Annotated in this window: 17 protein-coding genes and 1 riboswitch; of the genes, 13 read left to right on the top strand and 4 right to left on the bottom strand. The window is 65.6% G+C overall.

What is annotated here, in order from left to right; genetic code table 11:
- Positions 1-10: 10 nt before the first annotated feature.
- Positions 11-370 (bottom strand): hypothetical protein, encoded by a 360-nt coding sequence (locus tag ACQR1L_RS03330; RefSeq protein ID WP_434856471.1) that lies wholly within the window; start codon positions 368-370, stop codon positions 11-13.
- A 219-nt stretch (positions 371-589) separates the two neighbouring features.
- Positions 590-692, top strand: a riboswitch (guanidine-I (ykkC/yxkD leader).
- Positions 693-767: 75 nt separating this feature from the next.
- Here ACQR1L_RS03330 and ACQR1L_RS03325 point away from each other — a divergent pair.
- The 5 genes from ACQR1L_RS03325 to ACQR1L_RS03305 all read left to right on the top strand — a co-directional run bounded on the left by ACQR1L_RS03325 (position 768) and on the right by ACQR1L_RS03305 (position 5601).
- Positions 768-1838, top strand: coding sequence for a putative urea ABC transporter substrate-binding protein (locus ACQR1L_RS03325; RefSeq protein ID WP_434856470.1), 1071 nt, complete (start codon positions 768-770; stop codon positions 1836-1838).
- A 420-nt stretch (positions 1839-2258) separates the two neighbouring features.
- On the top strand, positions 2259-3080 hold the full coding sequence (locus ACQR1L_RS03320) for an ABC transporter permease (protein WP_434856469.1): 822 nt from the start codon (positions 2259-2261) through the stop codon (positions 3078-3080).
- Complete coding sequence (locus ACQR1L_RS03315; protein WP_434856468.1) at positions 3080-3853, top strand: ABC transporter ATP-binding protein; 774 nt, start codon at positions 3080-3082, stop codon at positions 3851-3853. The genes ACQR1L_RS03320 and ACQR1L_RS03315 overlap by 1 nt, the downstream gene beginning before the upstream one ends.
- 27 nt (positions 3854-3880) lie before the next feature.
- Positions 3881-5086, top strand: coding sequence for an agmatinase family protein (locus tag ACQR1L_RS03310; RefSeq protein ID WP_434856467.1), 1206 nt, complete (start codon positions 3881-3883; stop codon positions 5084-5086).
- A gap of 140 nt (positions 5087-5226) precedes the next feature.
- On the top strand, positions 5227-5601 hold the full coding sequence (locus ACQR1L_RS03305; RefSeq protein WP_434856576.1) for a hypothetical protein: 375 nt from the start codon (positions 5227-5229) through the stop codon (positions 5599-5601).
- A gap of 51 nt (positions 5602-5652) precedes the next feature.
- Here ACQR1L_RS03305 and ACQR1L_RS03300 read toward each other — a convergent pair whose 3' ends face one another.
- Positions 5653-6573: a helix-turn-helix transcriptional regulator gene (locus tag ACQR1L_RS03300; protein WP_434856466.1), complete on the bottom strand. Its 921-nt coding sequence runs from the start codon at positions 6571-6573 to the stop codon at positions 5653-5655.
- A gap of 128 nt (positions 6574-6701) precedes the next feature.
- Between ACQR1L_RS03300 and ACQR1L_RS03295 the strand changes: the two genes are divergently transcribed.
- The 5 genes from ACQR1L_RS03295 (at position 6702) to boxB (ending at position 14198) form a co-directional block, all read left to right on the top strand.
- Positions 6702-8222 (top strand): benzoate-CoA ligase family protein, encoded by a 1521-nt coding sequence (locus tag ACQR1L_RS03295; protein ID WP_434856575.1) that lies wholly within the window; start codon positions 6702-6704, stop codon positions 8220-8222.
- 407 nt (positions 8223-8629) lie between these two features.
- The gene (locus tag ACQR1L_RS03290; RefSeq protein ID WP_434856465.1) at positions 8630-9934 is read left to right on the top strand and encodes an IS4 family transposase; all 1305 of its coding nucleotides are present in this window, start codon (positions 8630-8632) and stop codon (positions 9932-9934) included.
- Between the two features lie 148 nt (positions 9935-10082).
- Complete coding sequence (locus ACQR1L_RS03285; protein ID WP_434856464.1) at positions 10083-10886, top strand: alpha/beta fold hydrolase; 804 nt, start codon at positions 10083-10085, stop codon at positions 10884-10886.
- A gap of 95 nt (positions 10887-10981) precedes the next feature.
- Complete coding sequence (gene boxC / locus ACQR1L_RS03280; RefSeq protein ID WP_434856463.1) at positions 10982-12670, top strand: 2,3-epoxybenzoyl-CoA dihydrolase; 1689 nt, start codon at positions 10982-10984, stop codon at positions 12668-12670.
- 76 nt (positions 12671-12746) lie between these two features.
- The gene (gene boxB / locus ACQR1L_RS03275) at positions 12747-14198 is read left to right on the top strand and encodes a benzoyl-CoA 2,3-epoxidase subunit BoxB (RefSeq protein ID WP_434856462.1); all 1452 of its coding nucleotides are present in this window, start codon (positions 12747-12749) and stop codon (positions 14196-14198) included.
- Between the two features lie 251 nt (positions 14199-14449).
- Here boxB and ACQR1L_RS03270 read toward each other — a convergent pair whose 3' ends face one another.
- On the bottom strand, positions 14450-15259 hold the full coding sequence (locus tag ACQR1L_RS03270; protein ID WP_434856461.1) for an SDR family oxidoreductase: 810 nt from the start codon (positions 15257-15259) through the stop codon (positions 14450-14452).
- 170 nt (positions 15260-15429) lie between these two features.
- Here ACQR1L_RS03270 and ACQR1L_RS03265 point away from each other — a divergent pair, with 170 nt between their 5' ends.
- Complete coding sequence (locus ACQR1L_RS03265) at positions 15430-16710, top strand: hypothetical protein (RefSeq protein WP_434856460.1); 1281 nt, start codon at positions 15430-15432, stop codon at positions 16708-16710.
- An 8-nt stretch (positions 16711-16718) separates the two neighbouring features.
- Here the strand turns inward: ACQR1L_RS03265 and ACQR1L_RS03260 are convergent, their stop codons facing one another.
- On the bottom strand, positions 16719-17777 hold the full coding sequence (locus tag ACQR1L_RS03260; protein ID WP_434856459.1) for a polysaccharide deacetylase family protein: 1059 nt from the start codon (positions 17775-17777) through the stop codon (positions 16719-16721).
- Positions 17778-17942: 165 nt separating this feature from the next.
- Between ACQR1L_RS03260 and ACQR1L_RS03255 the strand changes: the two genes are divergently transcribed.
- Both ACQR1L_RS03255 and ACQR1L_RS03250 read left to right on the top strand, forming a co-directional pair.
- Positions 17943-19337, top strand: a complete 1395-nt coding sequence (locus tag ACQR1L_RS03255; protein WP_434856458.1) for an OmpA family protein — start codon at positions 17943-17945, stop codon at positions 19335-19337.
- Between the two features lie 2 nt (positions 19338-19339).
- Positions 19340-19645: a hypothetical protein gene (locus ACQR1L_RS03250; RefSeq protein ID WP_434856457.1), complete on the top strand. Its 306-nt coding sequence runs from the start codon at positions 19340-19342 to the stop codon at positions 19643-19645.
- The last annotated feature ends 345 nt before the right edge of the window (positions 19646-19990 follow it).

The raw sequence follows: 19990 nt of genomic DNA, 5'->3' as shown, positions 1-19990 counted from the left end.
GCACCCGCGCTCAGCGTTCGAACGGGATGTACTTCTGGTATTCCTTGGGCACTCGGCTGCGGTAGCGCGACGGCACCGTGCCGCTGCGCAAGGAGTCTTCGACTTCCTGCCGGGTGGTCTTCGTCCGCTTCTTCTTTTTCGGAGCGGCGGCGTCGGCGGCGGGCTTCGTTTCACCCGGCTTCGTCTCAGCAGGCTTGGTCTCAGCCGGCTTGTCGCTCGCGGGTGCCGCTGCCGCAGGCGACGGATTCGGGGTGGGGGAGGGAGTTGCGGCTGGCGCGTCCGCGGTCGGCGCACTTTGCGCGATGGCCGCTCCGGACATCAGACCCGCAGCCAGCAGGCCTGCCACTGCGATCCCGGATAATCTGATCATGACAACGAGACTCCCAACCACGGCACCGGATGTGCCGACTTGATGAGGTCGTTCGCGCGCGATGACCGGTTCATGCCGCGGGTGCATGGCCATCGTCGCCAACGATCCTCACCGCCCAAGATGAATTCGTGATGCCGTCTTTTTGAGCACATGCTGCGGTCCGTTCCGTTGAATCGCAAGCATTTTCCTCTGGCATGCGGATTGCTGATCTCAGTGCTTAGAGTTGGCTGCTAGGGTTCCGGTTCTCCACGCGAGAACGCTGGTCCGAGAGCAGCCGCCAGGGGAGAGCCCTGGTGCACGGCGGGATAAAAACCCGGGAGACCTCAGTGGCCGCGCTTGGCAGGCTCGAGGTTGTGTTTGCCAGTCCGCAGGTCAAAAAACCGATGAGGGACTGGATATGTTCAACGCGCGAAATCTGTTTGTTGCACTGCTCGCGGCATCGACGCTGGCGACCGCATCGCTGTCGCCCGCTTACGCCGAGAAGAAGAAGGAATTCAACATCGCCTGGACCATCTATGTCGGCTGGATGCCGTGGCCCTATGCGGCGGAGTCCGGGATCGTCAAGAAATGGGCCGACAAATACGGCATCTCGATCAAGGTCGCCCAGATCAACGATTACGTCGAGTCGATCAACCAGTACACGGCCGGCAAGTTCGACGGCGTGACCGTCACCAACATGGATGCGCTGACGATCCCGGCCGCCGGCGGCGTCGACACCTCTGCCATCATCCTGGGCGACTACTCCAACGGCAATGACGGTGTCGTCCTGAAGAAGGGCAAGACCTTGGCCGACATCAAGGGCCAGAAGGTCAATCTGGTCGAGCTGTCAGTGTCGCATTATCTGCTGGCGCGCGGCCTCGAGACCGTCAAGCTCTCCGAGAAGAACATCAAGACGGTCAACACCTCGGACGCCGACATCGTCGCCGCGGCGAAGTCGCCGGATACGACCGCGATCGTCACCTGGAATCCGCAACTGCTCGAAGTGAAGGCCGAGCCCGGCGCGACCTTGGTGTTCGACTCCAGCAAGATCCCGGGCGAGATCGAGGACCTCCTCGTCGTCAATACGCAGACGCTGAAGGATAACCCCGACCTCGGCAAGGCGCTGACCGGCATCTGGTACGAGACCATCGCGCTGATGAAGGACCAGAGCGAGAAGGGCAAGGCCGCGCGCGAGGCGATGGCGAAGCTCTCGGGCACCGATCTCGCGGGCTTCGAGACTCAGCTCAAGACCACGTTCATGTACTACGAGCCGAAAGACGCGCTCGCCTTCATGACCGGTCCGGAGCTGCCGAAGATCATGGATCACGTCCGCACCTTCTGCTTCGACCACAACCTGCTCGGCGAGAACGTCAAGTCGAAGGACGCGGTCGGCATCTCCACGCCGTCGAAGGCGCTGGGCTCGACCACGAACGTCAAGCTGCGATTCGATCCGACCTACATGAAGATGGCGGCGGACGGGAAGCTCTGATCATCTTTCGTCGGCCTACCAGCCTCTCCCCTCACCCTGAGGAGCCCGCCTTAGGCGGGCGTCTCGAAGGGCGAGGCCCGTGACGTGGCCTCATGGTTCGAGACGGCGCTACGCGCGAGGCTTACTTTAGATCGGTGCTGCAAGTTGATCGTGGCCAGAGTGCTGATGGAGAGAGACGAATATCGGCGCGGCGCTGTCGGTGCGCTCCCTCTCCCCGTCCTTCACGGGGAGAGGGTTGGGGTGAGGGGCAGCCACGCGCACCGGCCGTGCGGAGAGCCCCCCTCACCCGGATTGCATCTCGCGATGCAATCCAGCCTCTCCCCGCACGCGGGGAGAGGCTGGCAGCCCGCTTCGGGCTCGACTGTACGGACAATTGACCACGAACAGCGCGCTCGTGGAGAGGATTGAGGGAGCTTGGCGATGCCGCGTGCCATGAACGTCGTTCCGAACCGCGGCAGCCGGCTGCTGCTGGCGTTGCTGCCGTTCCTGCTGATCGCGCTGATCTATGTGATCGGCTCGGCGCAGCGGCGCGCCGACAATCCAGACGACAAGCTGCTGCCGCCGGTGTCGGAAATGGTCGCGACCTCGAAGCGGCTCGCGACCGAGCCGGACCGGCGCTCCGGCGACTACGTGCTGTGGGCGGATACGGCGGCAAGCCTGCAGCGCCTCGCGCTCGGGCTCGGCATCTCGGCCGCCATCGGTCTCACGCTCGGCCTCGCCATCGGCCTGCTCCCCATCGCGGGCGCCGGCTTCGGCACCCTCGTCGCTGTGCTGTCGATGATCCCGCCGATGGCGGTGCTGCCGGTGCTGTTCATCGTGTTCGGCCTCGGCGAGCTCTCCAAGGTGGTGCTGATCATCATTGGCGTCACGCCGACCCTGGTCCGCGATCTCTCGCTGGAAGTGCAGAACATGCCGCGCGAGCAGCTGATCAAGGCGCAGACGTTGGGTGCCTCGACTTGGCAGGTCGCGATCCGCGTGGTGCTGCCGCAGATCATGCCGCGGCTGATCCAGGGTCTCAGGCTGATGATCGGCCCGGCCTTCCTGTTCCTGATTTCGGCGGAAGCCATCGCCTCCGACGTCGGCCTCGGCTATCGTATCTTCCTCGTTCGCCGCTATCTGTCGATGGACGTGATCCTGCCCTACGTCGTCTGGATCACACTGCTTGCCTACGTGTTCGACTACGCCCTGGTGTGGTTCGGCCGGCGCGCCTTTCCCTGGGCCTATGCGCAAGGGAGCCGCTGATGAGCACGCTGTCCTTCCGCAACGTCTGGGTCGAATACGGCAACCAGGTCGTGCTCGAGCGCATCAATCTCGAGATCACCTCCGGCACGTTCCTCTCGATCGTTGGTCCCTCCGGTGCCGGCAAGAGCACGTTCCTGCGTCTGATCCTTGGCCAGGAACGGCCGAGCCAGGGCGCGGTGCTGCTCGATGGCCAGCCGTTCCCGGCCGAGCCTGGCCCCGACCGCGGCATCGTGTTCCAGCGCTACTCCGTGTTTCCGCATCTCACCGTGCTCGGCAACGTGCTGCTCGGTTATGAGCTCGCGGCGAGCCCGTTCACGGCGCGGCTGTTCGGCTCGGCACGCAAGGAGGCGGCGGAGAAGAGCCGCGCGCTGATCGAGGCGGTCGGCCTCGGACCTCACGCCGACAAATATCCGAGCGCGCTGTCCGGCGGCATGCAGCAGCGGCTCGCGATCGCGCAGGCGCTCGCCAAGCAGCCACGCGTGCTGCTGCTCGACGAGCCCTTCGGCGCGCTCGATCCCGGCACCCGCGCGCAGATGCATGCGCTGATCAAGCCGCTGTGGCGCGAGCACAACATGACCATCGTAATGGTCACCCACGACATCAAGGAGGCGTTCGGCCTCGCGACGCGGCTGATCGCGCTCGACCGCCCGCGCAAGGATCCGCAGGCGCCCGAACGCTTCGGCGCGCGTATCACCTACGACCTCGATCTCACCCGCGACAGCGCGGTGCCCGTGCTCGGCTTCATCCGCGCCAGCGTCCAGGCGGCGCAATAACACCCAGAAGAAACGAAGGAGAACTCCATGTCATTCCCAGCCATGCGGCGCACGCGCCGTGCCGGCCTGCAGCCACAGCGCCAGGGCCTGCGCCGTCACCATCCGGACTTCGACAAGATGGCCACGCAGGGCTGGCAGGCGCTGGAGGCCGAGGGCAAGCTGCCGACGAACGGCTGGCGCAAGGAGCGGCAATGGGCGCTCGACATGGGCCTGCCCGGCGCCGACACGCTGACGGATCGCGACATCCCGACCTTCGCGCGCGGCGAACTGCCGCATTTCGCGGGCATCAACACCTTCATGAAGGCGCCCTATGTCGAGAACGTCCGCGACGTCGGCAAATACGACGCGGCCGTGATCGGCATCCCCTTCGATTCCGGCACCACCTATCGCCCCGGCACCCGCTTCGGGCCGCAGGGCATCCGCCGCATCTCGGCGCTGTATACGCCTTATAACTACGAGCTCGGCGTTGACCTCCGCGAGCAGATGACCCTGTGCGATGCCGGCGACGTTTTCACCATCCCCGCCAATCTGGAAAAGAGCTTTGACCAGATCAGCCGCGGCGTCGCGCATGTCGCCTCGTCCGGCGCGCTGCCGATCATGCTCGGCGGCGACCACTCGATCGGCTTTCCCTGCGTCCGCGGCATCGCGCAATGCACGGACAAGCGCATCGGCATCATCCATTTCGATCGCCACATCGATATCCAGGAGAAGGATCTCGACGAGCGCATGCACACCACGCCCTGGTACTGGGCGACCAACCTGCCGAACGTGTCGCCGACCAATCTGGTGCAGCTCGGCATCGGCGGCTGGCAGGTGCCGCGCGAGGGCGTCGAGGTCGCGCGCAAGCGCAACACCAACGTGCTGACCATCGCCGACATCGAGAAGATCGGCCTGGAGAAGACCGCCGAGATCGCGCTGGAGCTGGCCTGGAAGGATGCCGACGCCGTCTACATCTCGTTCGACGTCGACTCCATCGATTGCGGCTTCGTGCCCGGCACCGGCTGGCCGGAGCCCGGCGGCTTCCTGCCGCGCGAGGCGCTGAAGCTGCTCGGCCTCGTCGCTGCCGAGGGTCTGTGCGGGCTCGAAGTCGTGGAGGTCTCGCCGCCTTACGACACCTCGGACATCACAGCACTGATCGGCGTCCGCGTCGTCGTCGAGGCGCTGGGCTCGATGGTTGCCCACGGCAAGCTCGGCAGCCACAAGCATATCATCAACAAGCCGGTCAGCTATTGAGGTCCGCGATGCGCCATCATCATCACCATCACGGTCATTCTCATGATCATGGTCATTCCCACGATCATGATCATCACCATGACCACGACCATCCGCCGCATGGCCCCGGCCATAACCATCCGCATGGCGGGCGCTCGCCGGTGCAATGGCAGACGCCGCATCAGCCCGAGGGCGCCAAGCCCGCGCCCGTGGTCGAGCCGGATCTCGACAAGGTCGAGGCCGCCTTCGTCGACGGCTTCATCGCCGCCCCCGATCCGACCAGCTTCCTGCGGCTCGCCCGTGTCCCGTTCGAGATCCTGCGCGACGGCGAGAGCCTGAAGCTCTTGCGCGTCGAGATCGACGCGCTGACCGACGTCGGCAGCCTGACCCCGCATCTCGGCGGCAGCAGCTTCCGCTACGATCCCTTGCCGTCGAACTTCATCTCCCGCCGCCGCCGCCTGCGCTTCATCTATTTCGATGGCGCCGGCCTGACGCCGCTGACCTACGCGGAGCTGCGGGAGATCGAAACGCGGTAGTCTCGGCCGGACTCGTCCGCGCGTCTGCCCGTCCAACCGGGCAGGCGCGCCTCACCCCCGCGCGAACATCCGCGCCTCGTTGGCGATGACCGGCTTCACAGCCTCGCCGAGCCGTGCGGCGGCTGCGTCCACCGTCAGCCCTGCCGTATCCACCACCGCATTGGCCCGCGCATACAGCGGCTCGCGGCTGGCGAGGATGTTGCGCAGCTCGGCCATCGCCGAGCGGTCGTCGGCCATTGGCCGCAAATCGCCCTGCTTGCGCACGCGGGCCATGTGCTCCTCCGGCTCGGCCTTGAGCCAGATTGTGTAGAACGAGGTCAGGATCAGGTCGAACGTGACAGGCTCGGAGACGATGCCGCCGCCGGTTGCCAGCACCATCGGCTCCTTGCGGGCCAGCAGTTGCACCAGCGCCGTCTGCTCCATGCGGCGGAAGCCTTCCTGGCCGTAGAGCGCGATGATCTCGGCAGCCGACAGGCCGTTCTGCCGCTCGATTTCCTTGTTGAGCTCGACAAAACTCCAGCCGATCCGCTCCGCCAGCATCCGCCCGAGCGTCGACTTGCCCGCGCCGCGCAGGCCAATGAGCGCAATGCCGGAGAACGTCCGCCGCAGCGGCGCCGAGGCGCCGCCGGCGAGCAGCTCCTTGACCTGCGCGATCTGGCTCGGGCTCGCCTTCTTCAGGAGATCACGGATGACCGGCCAGTCGGGCGAGGGCTCGCCGCCGGGAATGATGTCGTCGAGCGGCGCGTTGATGGCGTTGGCGATGCGGCGCAGCAGTACGATCGAGACGTTGCCTTTGCCGCTTTCGAGCTGGGCGATGTAGCGCTCGGAAATGCCGGACACCTCAGCGAGCACCTTGCGCGACATGCCGGCGACGCCGCGCATCCGCCGCACCCGCTGGCCCAGCTGGTCGAGGAAGTCGGTCTCGGCCGCGGACTGGCCGTCGTCGCGCGGGGCGTCGCTGTGTGGCGTCATATCCCTGAGGTACTCTTGTGATCAGGAAACATAGTGCCGGAGAGGATTGACAGCAAGCGATGTTGGTGGCCTTCTATGAATTATAATTCAAAAATCGGGGGAGGAACGCCGTGAAGTCGTACAATGCGGTGTCGTGGCTGCTTGACCGCAATGTCGAGGCCGGCCGCGGCGACAAGCTCGCCTACACCGACACGGTCTCCGAGCTGACCTATCGCGGCCTGCAGCAGCAGTCTTGCCGCGTCGCCAATTTGCTGCGCCGCCTCGGCGTCCGCCGCGAGGAGCGCGTGGCGATGATCATGCTCGACACGGTGGATTTCCCCGCGGTGTTCCTGGGCAGCATGCGCGCCGGCGTCGTCCCGGTGCCGCTCAACACGCTGCTGACCTCGGAGCAATACGCCTATGTGCTGGCGGACTGCCGCGCCCGCGTGCTGTTCGTCTCGGAGGCGCTGTATCCGGTCGTGAAGGACATCGTCGGGCGCATGCCGGACCTCAACTGCGTGGTCGTCTCCGGCAGCAACGCGTTCGGCCACAAGCTGCTGTCCGAAGAACTCGCGCGCGAGAGCGATCAGTTCGACACCGTCGCCACCCACGAGGATGAACCGGCGTTCTGGCTGTATTCCTCCGGCTCGACCGGCATGCCCAAGGGCGTCCGCCATCTCCACGGCAATCTCGCCGCGACCGCCGAGACCTACGCCAAGCAGGTGCTCGGCATTCGCGAGAGCGACGTCTGCCTGTCCGCCGCGAAACTGTTCTTCGCCTACGGCCTCGGCAACGCGCTGACCTTCCCGCTCTCGGTCGGCGCCACCACGATCCTGAATTCCGAGCGCCCGACGCCGGGTTTGATGTTCAAGCTGATGAACCGCTACAACCCGACCATCTTCTACGGCGTGCCGACCTTGTTCGCGGCGATGCTGCATGACGAGTCGTTGCGTCACGAGAAGGCGGGCAGCGCCTTGCGCATCTGCACCTCGGCCGGCGAAGCGTTGCCGGAATCCGTCGGCAATGCGTGGCGCGCGCGCTTCGGCGTCGACATTCTCGACGGTGTCGGCTCGACCGAGCTGTTGCACATCTTTCTGTCGAATGCGCCCGGCGACATCAAATACGGCTCCTCCGGCCGCCCGGTGCCGGGCTATCAGGTCCGCCTCGTCAACGAGGCGGGACAAGACGTCCCCGACGGCGAGGTCGGCGAAATGCTGGTGCATGCGCCCTCGGCCGGCGAGGGCTATTGGAATCAGCGCCACAAGACGCGCTCGACCTTCGAGGGCTATTGGACGCGCACCGGCGACAAATATGTCCGCGACGCCGACGGCCGCTACACCTTCTGCGGCCGCTCCGACGACATGTTCAAGGTCTCCGGCATCTGGGTGTCGCCGTTCGAGGTCGAGAGCGCGCTGATCACGCATCCCTCCGTGCTGGAGGCGGCCGTCGTGCCGGAGGCCGATCCGGAAGGTCTGTTGAAGCCGAAAGCCTATGTCGTGCTGCGCCCGAGCGTCGACCGCGAGACGCTGCACGAGGCATTGAAAGAGCACGTCAAGCAGAAGATCGGCCCGTGGAAGTATCCACGCTGGATCGAGGTGGTGGACGCGTTGCCAAAGACCGCCACCGGCAAGATCCAGCGCTTCAAGCTGCGCGAGGGGGCGAGTCAGTAGTTGGTCTTCCTGCCCGTGAGTTGGCCCTGCTGTTAGTTGTCGTCATGGCCGGGCTTGACCCGGCCATCCATCTCTCTGCGAGAAGGAAAGACGTGGATGCCCGGGCCTTCGCCGCGCCGAAGCGGCTTCGGCCGCGCAGGCGGGTCAAGCCCGGGCATGACGAAGGAGAGAATAGCGTGCACATGGTGACGCAACTCATCGCCGCTAACTCCGCTCGGCTCTCTCCCCCCTTGTGGGGGCTAATTTCAGCACAGATCTTTTGGCGCTTTTTCAAGTATTTAGACTTGAAGCGAGGGAATCGACTGTGATTCTTTTTCTGCCGTCGCGATTCGCGCAAGCAAGCGGTGGCAGAAAATGAGTCTCGGATATTTTGGCGACGCGCGCCTTAAAAAAACGGCGCGCGCCTGTTGCAGCGCGTCTCCGATCGGCAGACGATCTGTCTGCGTCAGCTCGGCGACACGCGAGCGGAGCAGGTCGCGTTTCGACGCTTTGTGAGCAACGATCGGGTCACGGTCTCGAAGATGGTGGTGCACCAGAGGACACGGGTGGCCAAGGCATGCGCCGGCCGCCACGTGCTGGTGATCCAGGACACCAGCGAGATCAACTACGAGAGCCAACGAGGCCGCAAGCGTGGCCTCGGCACCGTCGGCAACGGCCGCGATGTCGGGCTGTTCGTGCATCCGATGCTGGCCCTTGATGCCGAACGCGGATATTGCCTGGGCCTGCTCGACGTCCAGGTCTGGCGACGCACGAAGGCCAAAAGCAAGAACTATCGTTGCCAGCCGATCGAGGAGAAGGAGTCCATACGCTGGCTCAAGGGTCCCCAGCGTGCCAAGGCGGCGCTGGGGCAAGCCGCGATGGTCACGGTGATCGATGACCGCGAAGGCGACATCTATGAGAAGTGGGACCGTCTGCCGGACCGACGGACACACCTTCTGACCCGTGCGTCGCGTGACCGCGCCGTGGTGGGCGGTGGGACGCTGTTCGCGGCCATGGAGCAGCTTCCCCACATGCACAGCTACCAACTCGATCTGCCGGCCCGGCCAGGCAAGCGCCAAGCGCGGCAGGCCAACCTGATCGTGCGGTTCGGGCGGATCCGGATCCGCCGTCCCGGATCCTGTTCCGACCGAGACGCCCAGGCGGAGATCGAGCTGTCCGCCATCGAGGTGATCGAACAGAACCCGCCGGACGGCGAGGCGCCGGTTCATTGGCGCCTGCTGACGACCCATGCGGTCGACACGGTCGCCCAGGCCATGACGGTGATCGGCTGGTATCGGCAACGCTGGCACATCGAGCAATTGTTCCGGACCGTGAAGACCCAGGGCCTGGGAATCGAAGAGAGCGTCGTCGAGGATGGCGACGTGCTGGAAAAGCTCGTCGTCATCGCCTTGATCGGCGCAACGATCAGCATGCAATTGGTGCTCGCGAGGGCTTCCCCCCATCACGACCAGCCAGCCAGTCACGTCTTCGACGACAGACAGATCGAGGTCCTCACCGCGCTACAGGCCAAGCTTCAGGGCAAGACCGTCAAACAGCAGAACCCCTTTGCGCCCCAAAGCCTCGCCTGGGCGGCCTGGTCGATTGCGCGCCTCGGCGGATGGACCGGCTATGAAAGCGAGCGATCCACCGGGCCAATCACCATGTCCCGCGGACTGACCCGCTTCAACGCAATCGCCGAAGGTTACTTCCTCGCAGATGTGTGCTCAGACTAGCCTTGTGGGGGAGAGGTGGAGAGGGGGGTACCACGAGCGCCGGTGCTTGTGGCTCACCCCCCTCCCTAGCCCTCCCCCACAAGGGGGGAGGGAACGTCGGAGTTCACCGGGCGAGCATTTTTCGTCCGTGGTATGATTGGAGAACGCGATGAGTTTGGCTGCATCCGGCTTCCTCACCATCGACTCCGCGCAGCTCGAATATCGCCTGATCGGCCCGCAGCCCTCCGCGGCGCCGTGCATCGTGCTGCTGCATGAAGGCCTCGGCTCGGTCGGCCTGTGGGGCGATTTTCCCGACAAACTGCAGGCCGCCACCGGCGCCTCCGTGTTCGCCTATTCCCGTGCCGGCTACGGCGCCTCCACCCCGGTGAACCTGCCGCGCCCGCTCGACTACATGCAGCGCGAGGCGCGCGAGGTGCTGCCGAAACTGCTCGACCTCATTGGCTTCCAGCGCGGTCTGCTCGTCGGCCATTCCGACGGCGCCTCGATCGCTGCGATCTACGCCGGCAGTCATGCCGACCACCGCCTCGACGGTATCGTGCTGATCGCGCCGCATGTCATTGTCGAGGATGTTTCGGTGTCGTCGATCGCCGCGATCAAGACCGCCTATGAGACCACCGAGCTGCGCGCCAAGCTCGCGCGCTGGCACAAGGACGTCGACAACGCGTTCCATGGCTGGAACGGCGCCTGGCTCGATCCTGCCTTCCGCGCCTGGGACATCACCGCCGACCTCGCCTACATCCGCGTCCCCGTGGCGGTGATCCAGGGCGCCGACGACCAGTACGGCACGGTCCGCCAAGTCGAGATCATCCATGACGAATGCTACTGCCCGGTCGAGGTGACCATGCTGCCCCAGACCGGCCATTCCCCGCACCGCGAGGCGCCGGACGCCACCCTGCGGGTCATTGCCGAGTTCGCCGCGGCCACCCTGCCGCTCGCCCAATCACAAACATGAAATAAAATGCATGTTTCGGCATTTCCTCGTAGACGGCAGCAAGAACATGCATTATTTTACATCTCAACGATAAGCACTCCAACGAAGGGTGACTCATGGCCGGGGAAGACCGCGTACTCGCGGGAGGCAAGACGTTCATCGATTTTCAGACCGATCCCTCCCGCTACAAGCATTGGAAGCTCTCGATCGACGGAGAGGTGGCGACGCTCGCCATGGACGTCGACGAGAATGGCGGCCTGTTCGAGGGCTACCAGCTCAAGCTCAATTCCTATGACCTCGGCGTCGACATCGAGCTCGCCGATGCCGTGCAGCGGCTGCGCTTCGAGCATCCCGAGGTGAAGGTCGTCGTGTTGCGCTCGGCCAAGCCGCGCGTGTTCTGCGCCGGCGCCAACATCCGCATGCTCGCGGGCGCCACCCACGCCCACAAGGTGAACTTCTGCAAGTTCACCAACGAGACCCGCAACGGCTTCGAGGACTCGTCCGAGAATTCCGGCCAGCGCTTCATCACCGTCGTGAACGGCACCGCGGCCGGCGGCGGCTATGAGCTCGCGCTCGCCACCGACCACATCATCCTCGCCGATGACGGCTCGTCCTCGGTGTCGCTGCCGGAGGTGCCGCTGCTGGCGGTGCTGCCGGGCACCGGCGGTCTCACCCGCGTCGTCGACAAGCGCAAGGTGCGCCGCGACCGCGCGGACGCGTTCTGCACCACGGAAGAGGGCGTCAAGGGCAAGCGCGCCGTACAATGGCGGCTGGTCGATGAGATCGCGCCGAACTCCAAGGTCGACGCCAAGGTCGCCGAGCGCGCCAAGGAGTTCGCCGCCGCGTCGAAGCGGAACGGCAGCGGCAAGGGTGTCGAGTTGACGCCGTTGAAGCGGGTCATCGACGCATCGAGCGTGCGCTACGGCTTCGTAAATGTCGACATCGACCGCACGGCTCGCATCGCCACGATCACCATCTCGGCGCCGGAAGCGGCGCCGCCGGCCGATATCGACGGCATGATCGGGCAGGGCGCGTCCTTCTGGCCGCTGCAGGTCGCGCGCGAGCTCGATGACGCCATCCTGCATCTGCGCATCAACGAACTCGGCATCGCCATGCTGGTGTTCAAGTCGCATGGCGACCGCGCCCATGTCCTGGCCCATGACGCGTTCCTCGAAGCCAACAAGGCGCATTGGCTGGTCAACGAAATCAGGCACTATTGGAAGCGCGTGCTGAAGCGCATCGACGTCACGTCGCGCACGCTGGTCACGCTGGTCGAGCCCGGCTCCTGCTTCGCCGGCACCCTGGCCGAGCTCGTGTTCGCTTCCGACCGCTCCTACATGCTGATCGGCACCATCCAGGGCGACAACCGCCCGGCGCCGGCGATCGAATTGTCGGCGATGAATTTCGGCCCCTATCCGATGAGCCACGGCCTGACCCGGCTGCAGTCGCGCTTCCTCGATGATCCCAACGGGCTCGAGCGCGTGCACGAGCATATCGGCAAGCCGCTCGAAGCCGATGACGCCGAGGAGCTTGGCCTCGTCACCTTCGCGCTCGATGACATCGACTGGGAGGACGAGATCCGCGTCTTCCTCGAGGAGCGCGCCAGCTTCTCGCCGGACAGCCTCACCGGCCTCGAGGCCAATCTGCGCTTCGCCGGTCCGGAGACGATGGAGTCGAAGATCTTCGCCCGCCTCACCGCCTGGCAGAACTGGATCTTCCAGCGCCCCAACGCGGTCGGCGAGGACGGCGCACTCCGGCGCTACGGCACCGGCGAGCGGCCGCAATACGACATGACGCGCGTATAGTTCTCATCCGTCATGGCCGGGCTTGACCCGGCCATCCACGAGCCAAGCAGCTCGAACGAATTCAGGGAGGCACGCCATGAACATGAACATCATGAACGTCGACTACTCGACCAAGATTCCGAACAACGTGAATCTCGCCGAGGACCGCCAGGTCCTGAAGGCGCTCGAAGGCTGGCATCCCGGTTATGTCGACTGGTGGAATGACATGGGCCCGGAGGGCTTCCAGCAGTCGCTGGTCTACCTGCGCACGGCCTATTCGGTCGACCCGCGCGGCTGGGCCAAGTTCGACTACGTCAAGATGCCCGACTATCGCTGGGGCATCCTGCTGGCTCCGCAGGAAGAGAACCGCAAGATCCCGTTCGGCGAGCATTATGGCGAGCCGGCGTGGCAGGAGGTCCCCGGCGAATACCGCGCGCTGATGCGCCGCCTGATCGTGATCCAGGGCGACACCGAGCCGGCCTCGGTCGAGCAGCAGCGCCATCTCGGCAAGACCGCGCCCTCGCTCTACGACATGCGCAACCTGTTCCAGGTCAATGTCGAGGAGGGCCGTCACCTCTGGGCGATGGTCTACCTGCTGCAGAAATATTTCGGCCGCGACGGCCGCGAAGAGGCGGATGATCTGCTGCGCCGCCGCTCGGGCGATGCGGATTCTCCGCGCATGCTCGGCGCCTTCAACGAGAAGACGCCGGACTGGCTGTCCTTCTTCATGTTCACCTATTTCACCGACCGCGACGGCAAGATGCAGTTGCACTCGCTCGCGCAGTCCGGCTTCGATCCGCTGTCGCGCACCTGCCGCTTCATGCTGACCGAAGAGGCGCACCACATGTTCGTCGGCGAGACCGGCGTCGGCCGCGTCATCCAGCGCACCGTCGATGCGATGCGCGCCGCCGGCATCGACGATCCCACCGATATCGCCAAGGTGCGCGCGCTCGGCGTCATCGATCTGCCGACCATCCAGAAGAAGCTGAACCTGCACTACACGCTGTCGCTCGACCTGTTCGGCTCGGAGGTCTCGACCAACGCGGCGAACGCCTTCAATGCCGGCATCAAGGGCCGCTACCACGAGACCCAGATCCAGGACGATCACCAGCTCAAGAACTCGACCTATCCGGTGCTGAAGCTGGTCGACGGCGAGATCAAGCGCGTCGACGAGCCGGCCTTGACTGCACTCAACATGCGCCTGCGCGACGACTACTCGCAGGACTGCATCAAGGGCCTGCTGCGCTGGAACAAGATCATCACCACGGCCGGCTACGACTTCGAGCTGAAGCTGCCGCACACCGCCTTCCACCGCGCCATCGGCGAGTTCAAGGACGTCCATGCGACACCTGACGGCATCCTGATCGACGAGGGCACCTGGCAGAAGCGCAAGGGCGACTGGCTGCCGTCTTCCGACGACGGCGCCTACATCTCCTCGCTGATGAAGCCGGTGACCGAGATCGGCGAATACGCCTCCTGGATCGCCCCGCCGAAGGTCGGCATCGACAACAAGCCGGGCGACTTCGAGTACGTGAAGATCGAGACCTGATGAGAGGCGAATAGGGAGCGGCGAGTAGGAAGCTGCCCGCCATCCCATCTCGCGAAGCCACTGTCAGCGCCTGATCTCGAACCGCTGAAGTCGAGATCGATGACCGGAACTCGCTCTATTCCCTCCCCCCTTGTGGGGGAGGGCTAGGGAGGGGGGTAGCCACGGAGACGGTCGTTCGTGGCTACCCCGCTCTCCACCTCTCCCCCACAAGGGGGGAGAGAGCCGACCTCCCGCGGAGTGAGAGCGTTGCCTCAGCTATCCCAGCCCGCGCCCGGAATGCCGGGGTTGGCGTACACGATCCCGCCATCCACCGCGATCGTATTCCCCACCACATAGTCGCCCGCGCGTGACGCCAGGAAGATCGCGGTGCCTGCCATGTCCTCGTCGGTGCCGATGCGCCCCGCGGGCACGCGGGTGGCGACCTCGTCGGCATGGTCGCGGGCGGCCTTGTTCATGTCGGACTTGAACGGGCCCGGCGCGATCGCGGTGACCACGATATGGTCCTTGATCAGCTTCGCCGCCATGCGCCGCGTCAGGTGGATCAGGCCGGACTTGCTCGCCGCATAGGAATACGTCTCCAGCGGGTTGACGAAGATGCCGTCGATCGAGGCGATGTTGATCACCTTGGCCGGCCGCTCGGCGCTCGCAGCCGCGCGCAAGGGCGCGGCCAGCGCCTTGGTCAGGAAGAACGGCGTCTTGACGTTGAGGTTCATCACCTTGTCCCAGCCGCTCTCCGGGAATTCGTCGAAGTCGGCGCCCCAGGCCGCGCCGGCATTGTTGACGAGGATGTCGAGCCTGGGCTCGCGTGTCTTGATCTCGCCGGCGAGCATGTCGATCCCTGCCATGGTCGAGATGTCGATCGGCAGCGCGATGCATTCACCGCCATACTCGGCCGACAGCTGCTTCGCCGTCTCCTCGCACGGGCCCGCCTTGCGGGCCGTGATGTAGACACGCGCCGCGCCCTGCGCGAGCAGGCCGGCCGCGATCATCTTACCGATGCCGCGCGAGCCGCCGGTGACTAGCGCGATGCGGCCGTCGAGCGAGAACAGATTTTTCAGCATGTGGTTTCCTCCTGTCGTTGTTACCCGTTCTGGGTGGCCCGATCGTTCGAGTCAAGCGATGGAACGAAGCTGCGGGCGGCATATGAAGCGTGAGCTTGCGCGACCCGCTTTGTCACCACAACCGCCGCCGTGATATCGTCGGTGCCGTTGCGTGATGAGTCGGTGACTTGATGTTCGAGTGGATCAAGAAGCGTTTTGTTCGGGAGCAGGCGGAAGATCTCACGACCGAGTTCGTGCGGACGTTGATTGCAGAGTGCCGTCGGCAAGGTCTCGTTGTGCAAAGCTTCGATCCGTCCGCCCGCAGCTTCGTCGCCGCTCTGCAGGATGGCTCGCAGGTCACCGCCTTCATCGACAACACCTTCACCGAATGGCAGGCGCGGCTGCCATCCCGCCGGGAGGAATTGGTCGCCCGTTTCGTGCGCTCGCTGGTCGAAGCGCGCAGTCACGGCACGCTCTCGCTGGAGAGTCTTGCGGATGAGCTGATGCCGGGAATTCGCTCCCGCGTGCTGGTCAGCGAGCTGATGCTCCGCGATTGGATCGGCGGCGGTCCGGCCGATGACAGCCGTGTGACGGCGTCACTGCCATTCGCAGCGGACCTTGTCGTCTGCGCCATTCGTGATCGGCCCGACAGCATGTCGCTCCTGAAGGTGGATGAGCTTGCGGCGGCCGAAATGCCGCTGGACCGTGCGCTTCGCCAGGCCATGGTGAACTTTCGCGCAAGAATGCCGCAGCCGGTGTTCGAGCCGCTGGGGCAGGGGCTGTTCGGCTGTGCCAACCTCGGGGACTATCAATCGTCACTGCTGCTGCTGGCGCCGGGCGAGGACTACGCGCTGCCGCCGCTCGACGGCGCACCGGTGGCCGCCGTTCCCGGGCGCAACGTCTTCTACGTTGCCGGATCCAACGACCCCGCGGGGCTGGTGCGGCTGCTCGAGATTTCCGCCAGCGCCGCTGAGACGCCGCATTTCTGCACGGCGTCGCTGCTGCAGTGGAACGGAGAGCGGTGGGGCGGGGCCACGCTGGCCAATGCTGCGCTCGAGGCCCGCCACCGCGACATCCGCCAGCAGCGGCTTGTGGCCGACTATGACCGGCAGAAGCAGCTGCTCGATCACTACCACCAGCTCCATGGACAGGACGTGTTCGTGGCCAGCCTGCAACTGTATCGTGCCAAGGACGAGCCGGTGTCGTTCAGCGTGACCACGCTGGCCTCCGGCACTCATGGAACGTTGTTGCCGCGGGCCGATCGGCTGGCCCTCGTCTGGCAGGTGATCGATCCCGGCACCGGACTGGCAGCGTCGAAGCCCGGCGATGTGCTGCACGTGACCTGGCCGGATGCAATGACCATTGTCGGCGGTTTGTTCGCGCCCGTGCCGCATCTGTACCCGCCGCGGTTTCGCGCTCTCGGTTTCCCCGATCGCGACGCCTGGGCCCGGCTGGAAGCGATGGCGCGCTGATCAGTTGTTCACGCCGCGTCGATGCGGCGGAAACCGTTCCACATCGCGGTGGCCGCGCCGGAGGTCAGCACGGGCAGCACGCGCGCCTCCTGATAGTGGCCGTTCAGCGAGACGCGCGACAGCGCGGTGAGATGGTCGGCGCTCTCGGCGAAGATCATGCCGGGGCGGGTGGTGACAGCCGTCTTGTACCCGCTCGCGGCCGCCAGCACGAACTCCCGCTGCGCGGCGGCGGCGCGGTCGCCATAGGGGTAGGCCATGTGCAGGACCTCCCGCTGCAACTCGGCCTCGATCCGGGCCCGGCTTTCGGTGATCTCGATCCGCGCCGTGTCCTCGGTCTGCTTGGCGAGATTGCAATGGCTGATCGAATGCGCGCCGATCGAGATCAGCGGCTCGGCCGCGAGCGCGCGGAGCTCGTCCCAGGACATGCAGAGCTCGCGGCTGATGACGGTCTCATCGATGCCGTGGCGCGTGCACAGCGCGCTGATCTCGCGCCGGACGTCGTGGTCGCCGGGCAGGGCGCGCAGCCAGTCGTGCAGGCGCTGGAAGGTCACGCATTTGGCCGACGGCGTCGATGCATCGAGCCGCACGGGCAGGCCGCCGATCTCGACCTCGATCGCCTGCGCCTTTGCGACCAGCCGTTCCAGCGCTACCCACCACAGCCGGCCCTGCCCCGAGGCGAAGTCGCTGGTGACGTAGATCGTGAACGGCGCATCGAACTCGCGCATCACAGGCAGGGCGAAGTCGCGGTTGTCGCGGTAGCCGTCGTCGAAGGTGAAGCAGGCGAAGCGGCGGCTGAAATTCCGTGCCACCAGCCGCTGATGCATGTCGTCGAGGGTGATGATGTCGATGTCATGCGCGCGCAGGTGCGACAACATTTCGCGCAGGAAATCCGGCGTGACTTCGAGATGACAATTGGGCTGAAAAGCGGCGTCGCGCGCCGGCCGGACGTGGTGCAGCGTATAGATCGCGCCGACCCCGGAGAAGATCGGGCGCAGCCAGACATGCGCGCCGCTCAGATACAGCGCTTCCAGGCCGGCGCGGATAAAGGTTTTGCGAAATCGCCTCATCTGAAATAAGCGGCCCGGTGAGTGTCGGGACGAGATTACCGACAAACCGCTGAAGAAAACCTTAGTCCTGACGTTGCAAGATACCGGAAAGCTCGCCTCATTTCCGGTTTGACAGGCATGCAAGGGTTTGTTTTCTCTCTGCTTCCTCGATGCGACGGATGACGAATGCGCGGACTTTTCAGGTGGAGCGGCAAATGGTGGCCCGGCGTCATCCCGCTGATCGTGCTCTGGGGCTTTGCGGCCTGGACGAGCACCGTTCCCCTGGAAAATGACCTCGCCAGCCGCAGTTCGGCCGCACTTCGTGGCGCCGTGCTCGACCGCACCAGCATCACCGTCGACGGCCGCGATGTCGAGCTGCGCGCCAATGCATTTTCGGAGGCGGGACGCCGCGACGCCGTTGCCGCCGTCGACAATGTCGCCGGCGTGCGGCTGGTCAACGACGAGACGCGGCTGGTCCCCGAGGCCAGGCCGTTCGTGTGGTCGGCCGAGCGCGACGTCGTTCGCGTGACGCTCGGCGGCAGCGCGCCGCTGCCGGCCTTGAAGGGCAAGCTCGTGGAAGCGACACGGGCGGCGCTGCCCGGCGTCGAGGTCGCGGACCAGATGGGCCTGGCGCGCGGCGCGCCGGCGCGCTTCGAGGACGCGGCGCTGCTTCTGATCGGCCAGATCGGCAAGCTCAAGGACGGCAAGTTCACGATCTCCGACGGCGACGTCACGCTGACCGGCATGGCCCGCGAGCTCGGTGGTCGCGAAGCGATCGCAACTGCGCTCGGCAAGCTGCCGGATGGCTTCAAGGTCGCGAGCAACGAGGTCAAGGCGCCGCCCTATATCTTCCAGGCCTACAAGGATCCGGTCGCCGTCACCGTGACGCTCGCGGGCAACGTGCCCGATGAGAACATTCATGCCGTGGTCGTCGGCTCGTCGTCGCGCAAATTCTTCAGCGAGAAGGTCGTCGACAATCTCAAGAACAGCGTCGGCGCGCCCGCCAATTTCGTCAATGCGGTGGTGCCGGCCCTGGGCGCGCTGTCGCGGCTGTCGACGGGGACGCTGGTCGTCTCCGACCGCGACATCAAGATCTCCGGTGACGCGCTCTATGACGCCGCGGCGGCCCAGATCCGCACCGGGCTCGCCAAGGAGGTGCCGCAGGGCTGGCAGGTCAAGGCCGAGATCACCGTCAAGCCGCCCGCCGCCCCGGTCGATCCGACGGTCTGCCAGCAGCTGTTCTCGGACGTGCTGGGCAAGGCGAAGATCCGCTTCGAGACCGGCCGCAGCGACCTCGATCGCGACTCCACCGGGCTGCTCGACCGCCTCGTCGAGATCGCGTTCCGCTGCCCCGCGGCCAATGTCGAGATCATCGGCCACACCGATGCCGACGGCGACTCCGCGGCCAACCAGGTGCTGTCGCAGAAGCGCGCCCAGGCGGTGGCCGACTATCTGGTCAAGGCCGGACTGCCGGCCGACCGCTTCAGCCCGATCGGCTATGGCAGCACCCAGCCGGTCGCGGCCAACGACACCGCCGACGGCCGCGCGCAGAACCGGCGCATCGAATTCGTGGTGAGGTGAGCATGGCCTATCTCGTTGCCTTCCACTGGGGCTGGCTGGCCGGCGCCTTCGCCATCGGGCTGGCCATGGGCTGGGTCGCCGTGGTGCATCGCGCCCCGCGCGTCTCGGGCTGGCTGACCTGGCTGCTGGCGGCGCTGGCGGCCGGCCTGGTCGCGGCTGCCGTGACCAGCCTCGTCCCCGGCCGGGCCGGCTATTGGCTCGAACTGCTGCTGGTGATGTTCGTGCCCTATCTGGCCGGCTGTGCGATCGGCACCTGGCTGCGGGCCCTGGTGGTCACCCGCAGCATGCGGCAGCGCTCGGCAGCCTGAGGCCCTGCGGCCGCGTTCGGTGGCCGGCCCGGGTCCTGTCGCAGATGCGAGACACGAAGGTTTGACGGCCTCGGCGCCTTTCAACCGCGCATCCGGTGCTTATCGTCATGGGCGGTGATCGACCGCCATCGAGGACCCCCTGGAAAGCCCGGGGGCGGGTGTCCCTCACCGAAGTTTAACCCGGAAATCGCAGGCTGAACGGCGGCGAGGCAGTTGCCTGCTCGTCTTGCCTCAAGTGCGGCAAAACGGTGCATCGCATTTCCGTAAAGCCTGCTAAGTATATCCATGTGTACGCTTTTGTTCGCACGCTCCGTGTTCCCCAATGCGCCGAAACGCGCTACCACG

The sequence above is a fragment of the Bradyrhizobium sp. HKCCYLR20261 genome, assembly GCF_051168435.1.
GTDB lineage: Bacteria > Pseudomonadota > Alphaproteobacteria > Rhizobiales > Xanthobacteraceae > Bradyrhizobium.
This window is presented reverse-complemented; position numbering and strand designations above follow the sequence as displayed.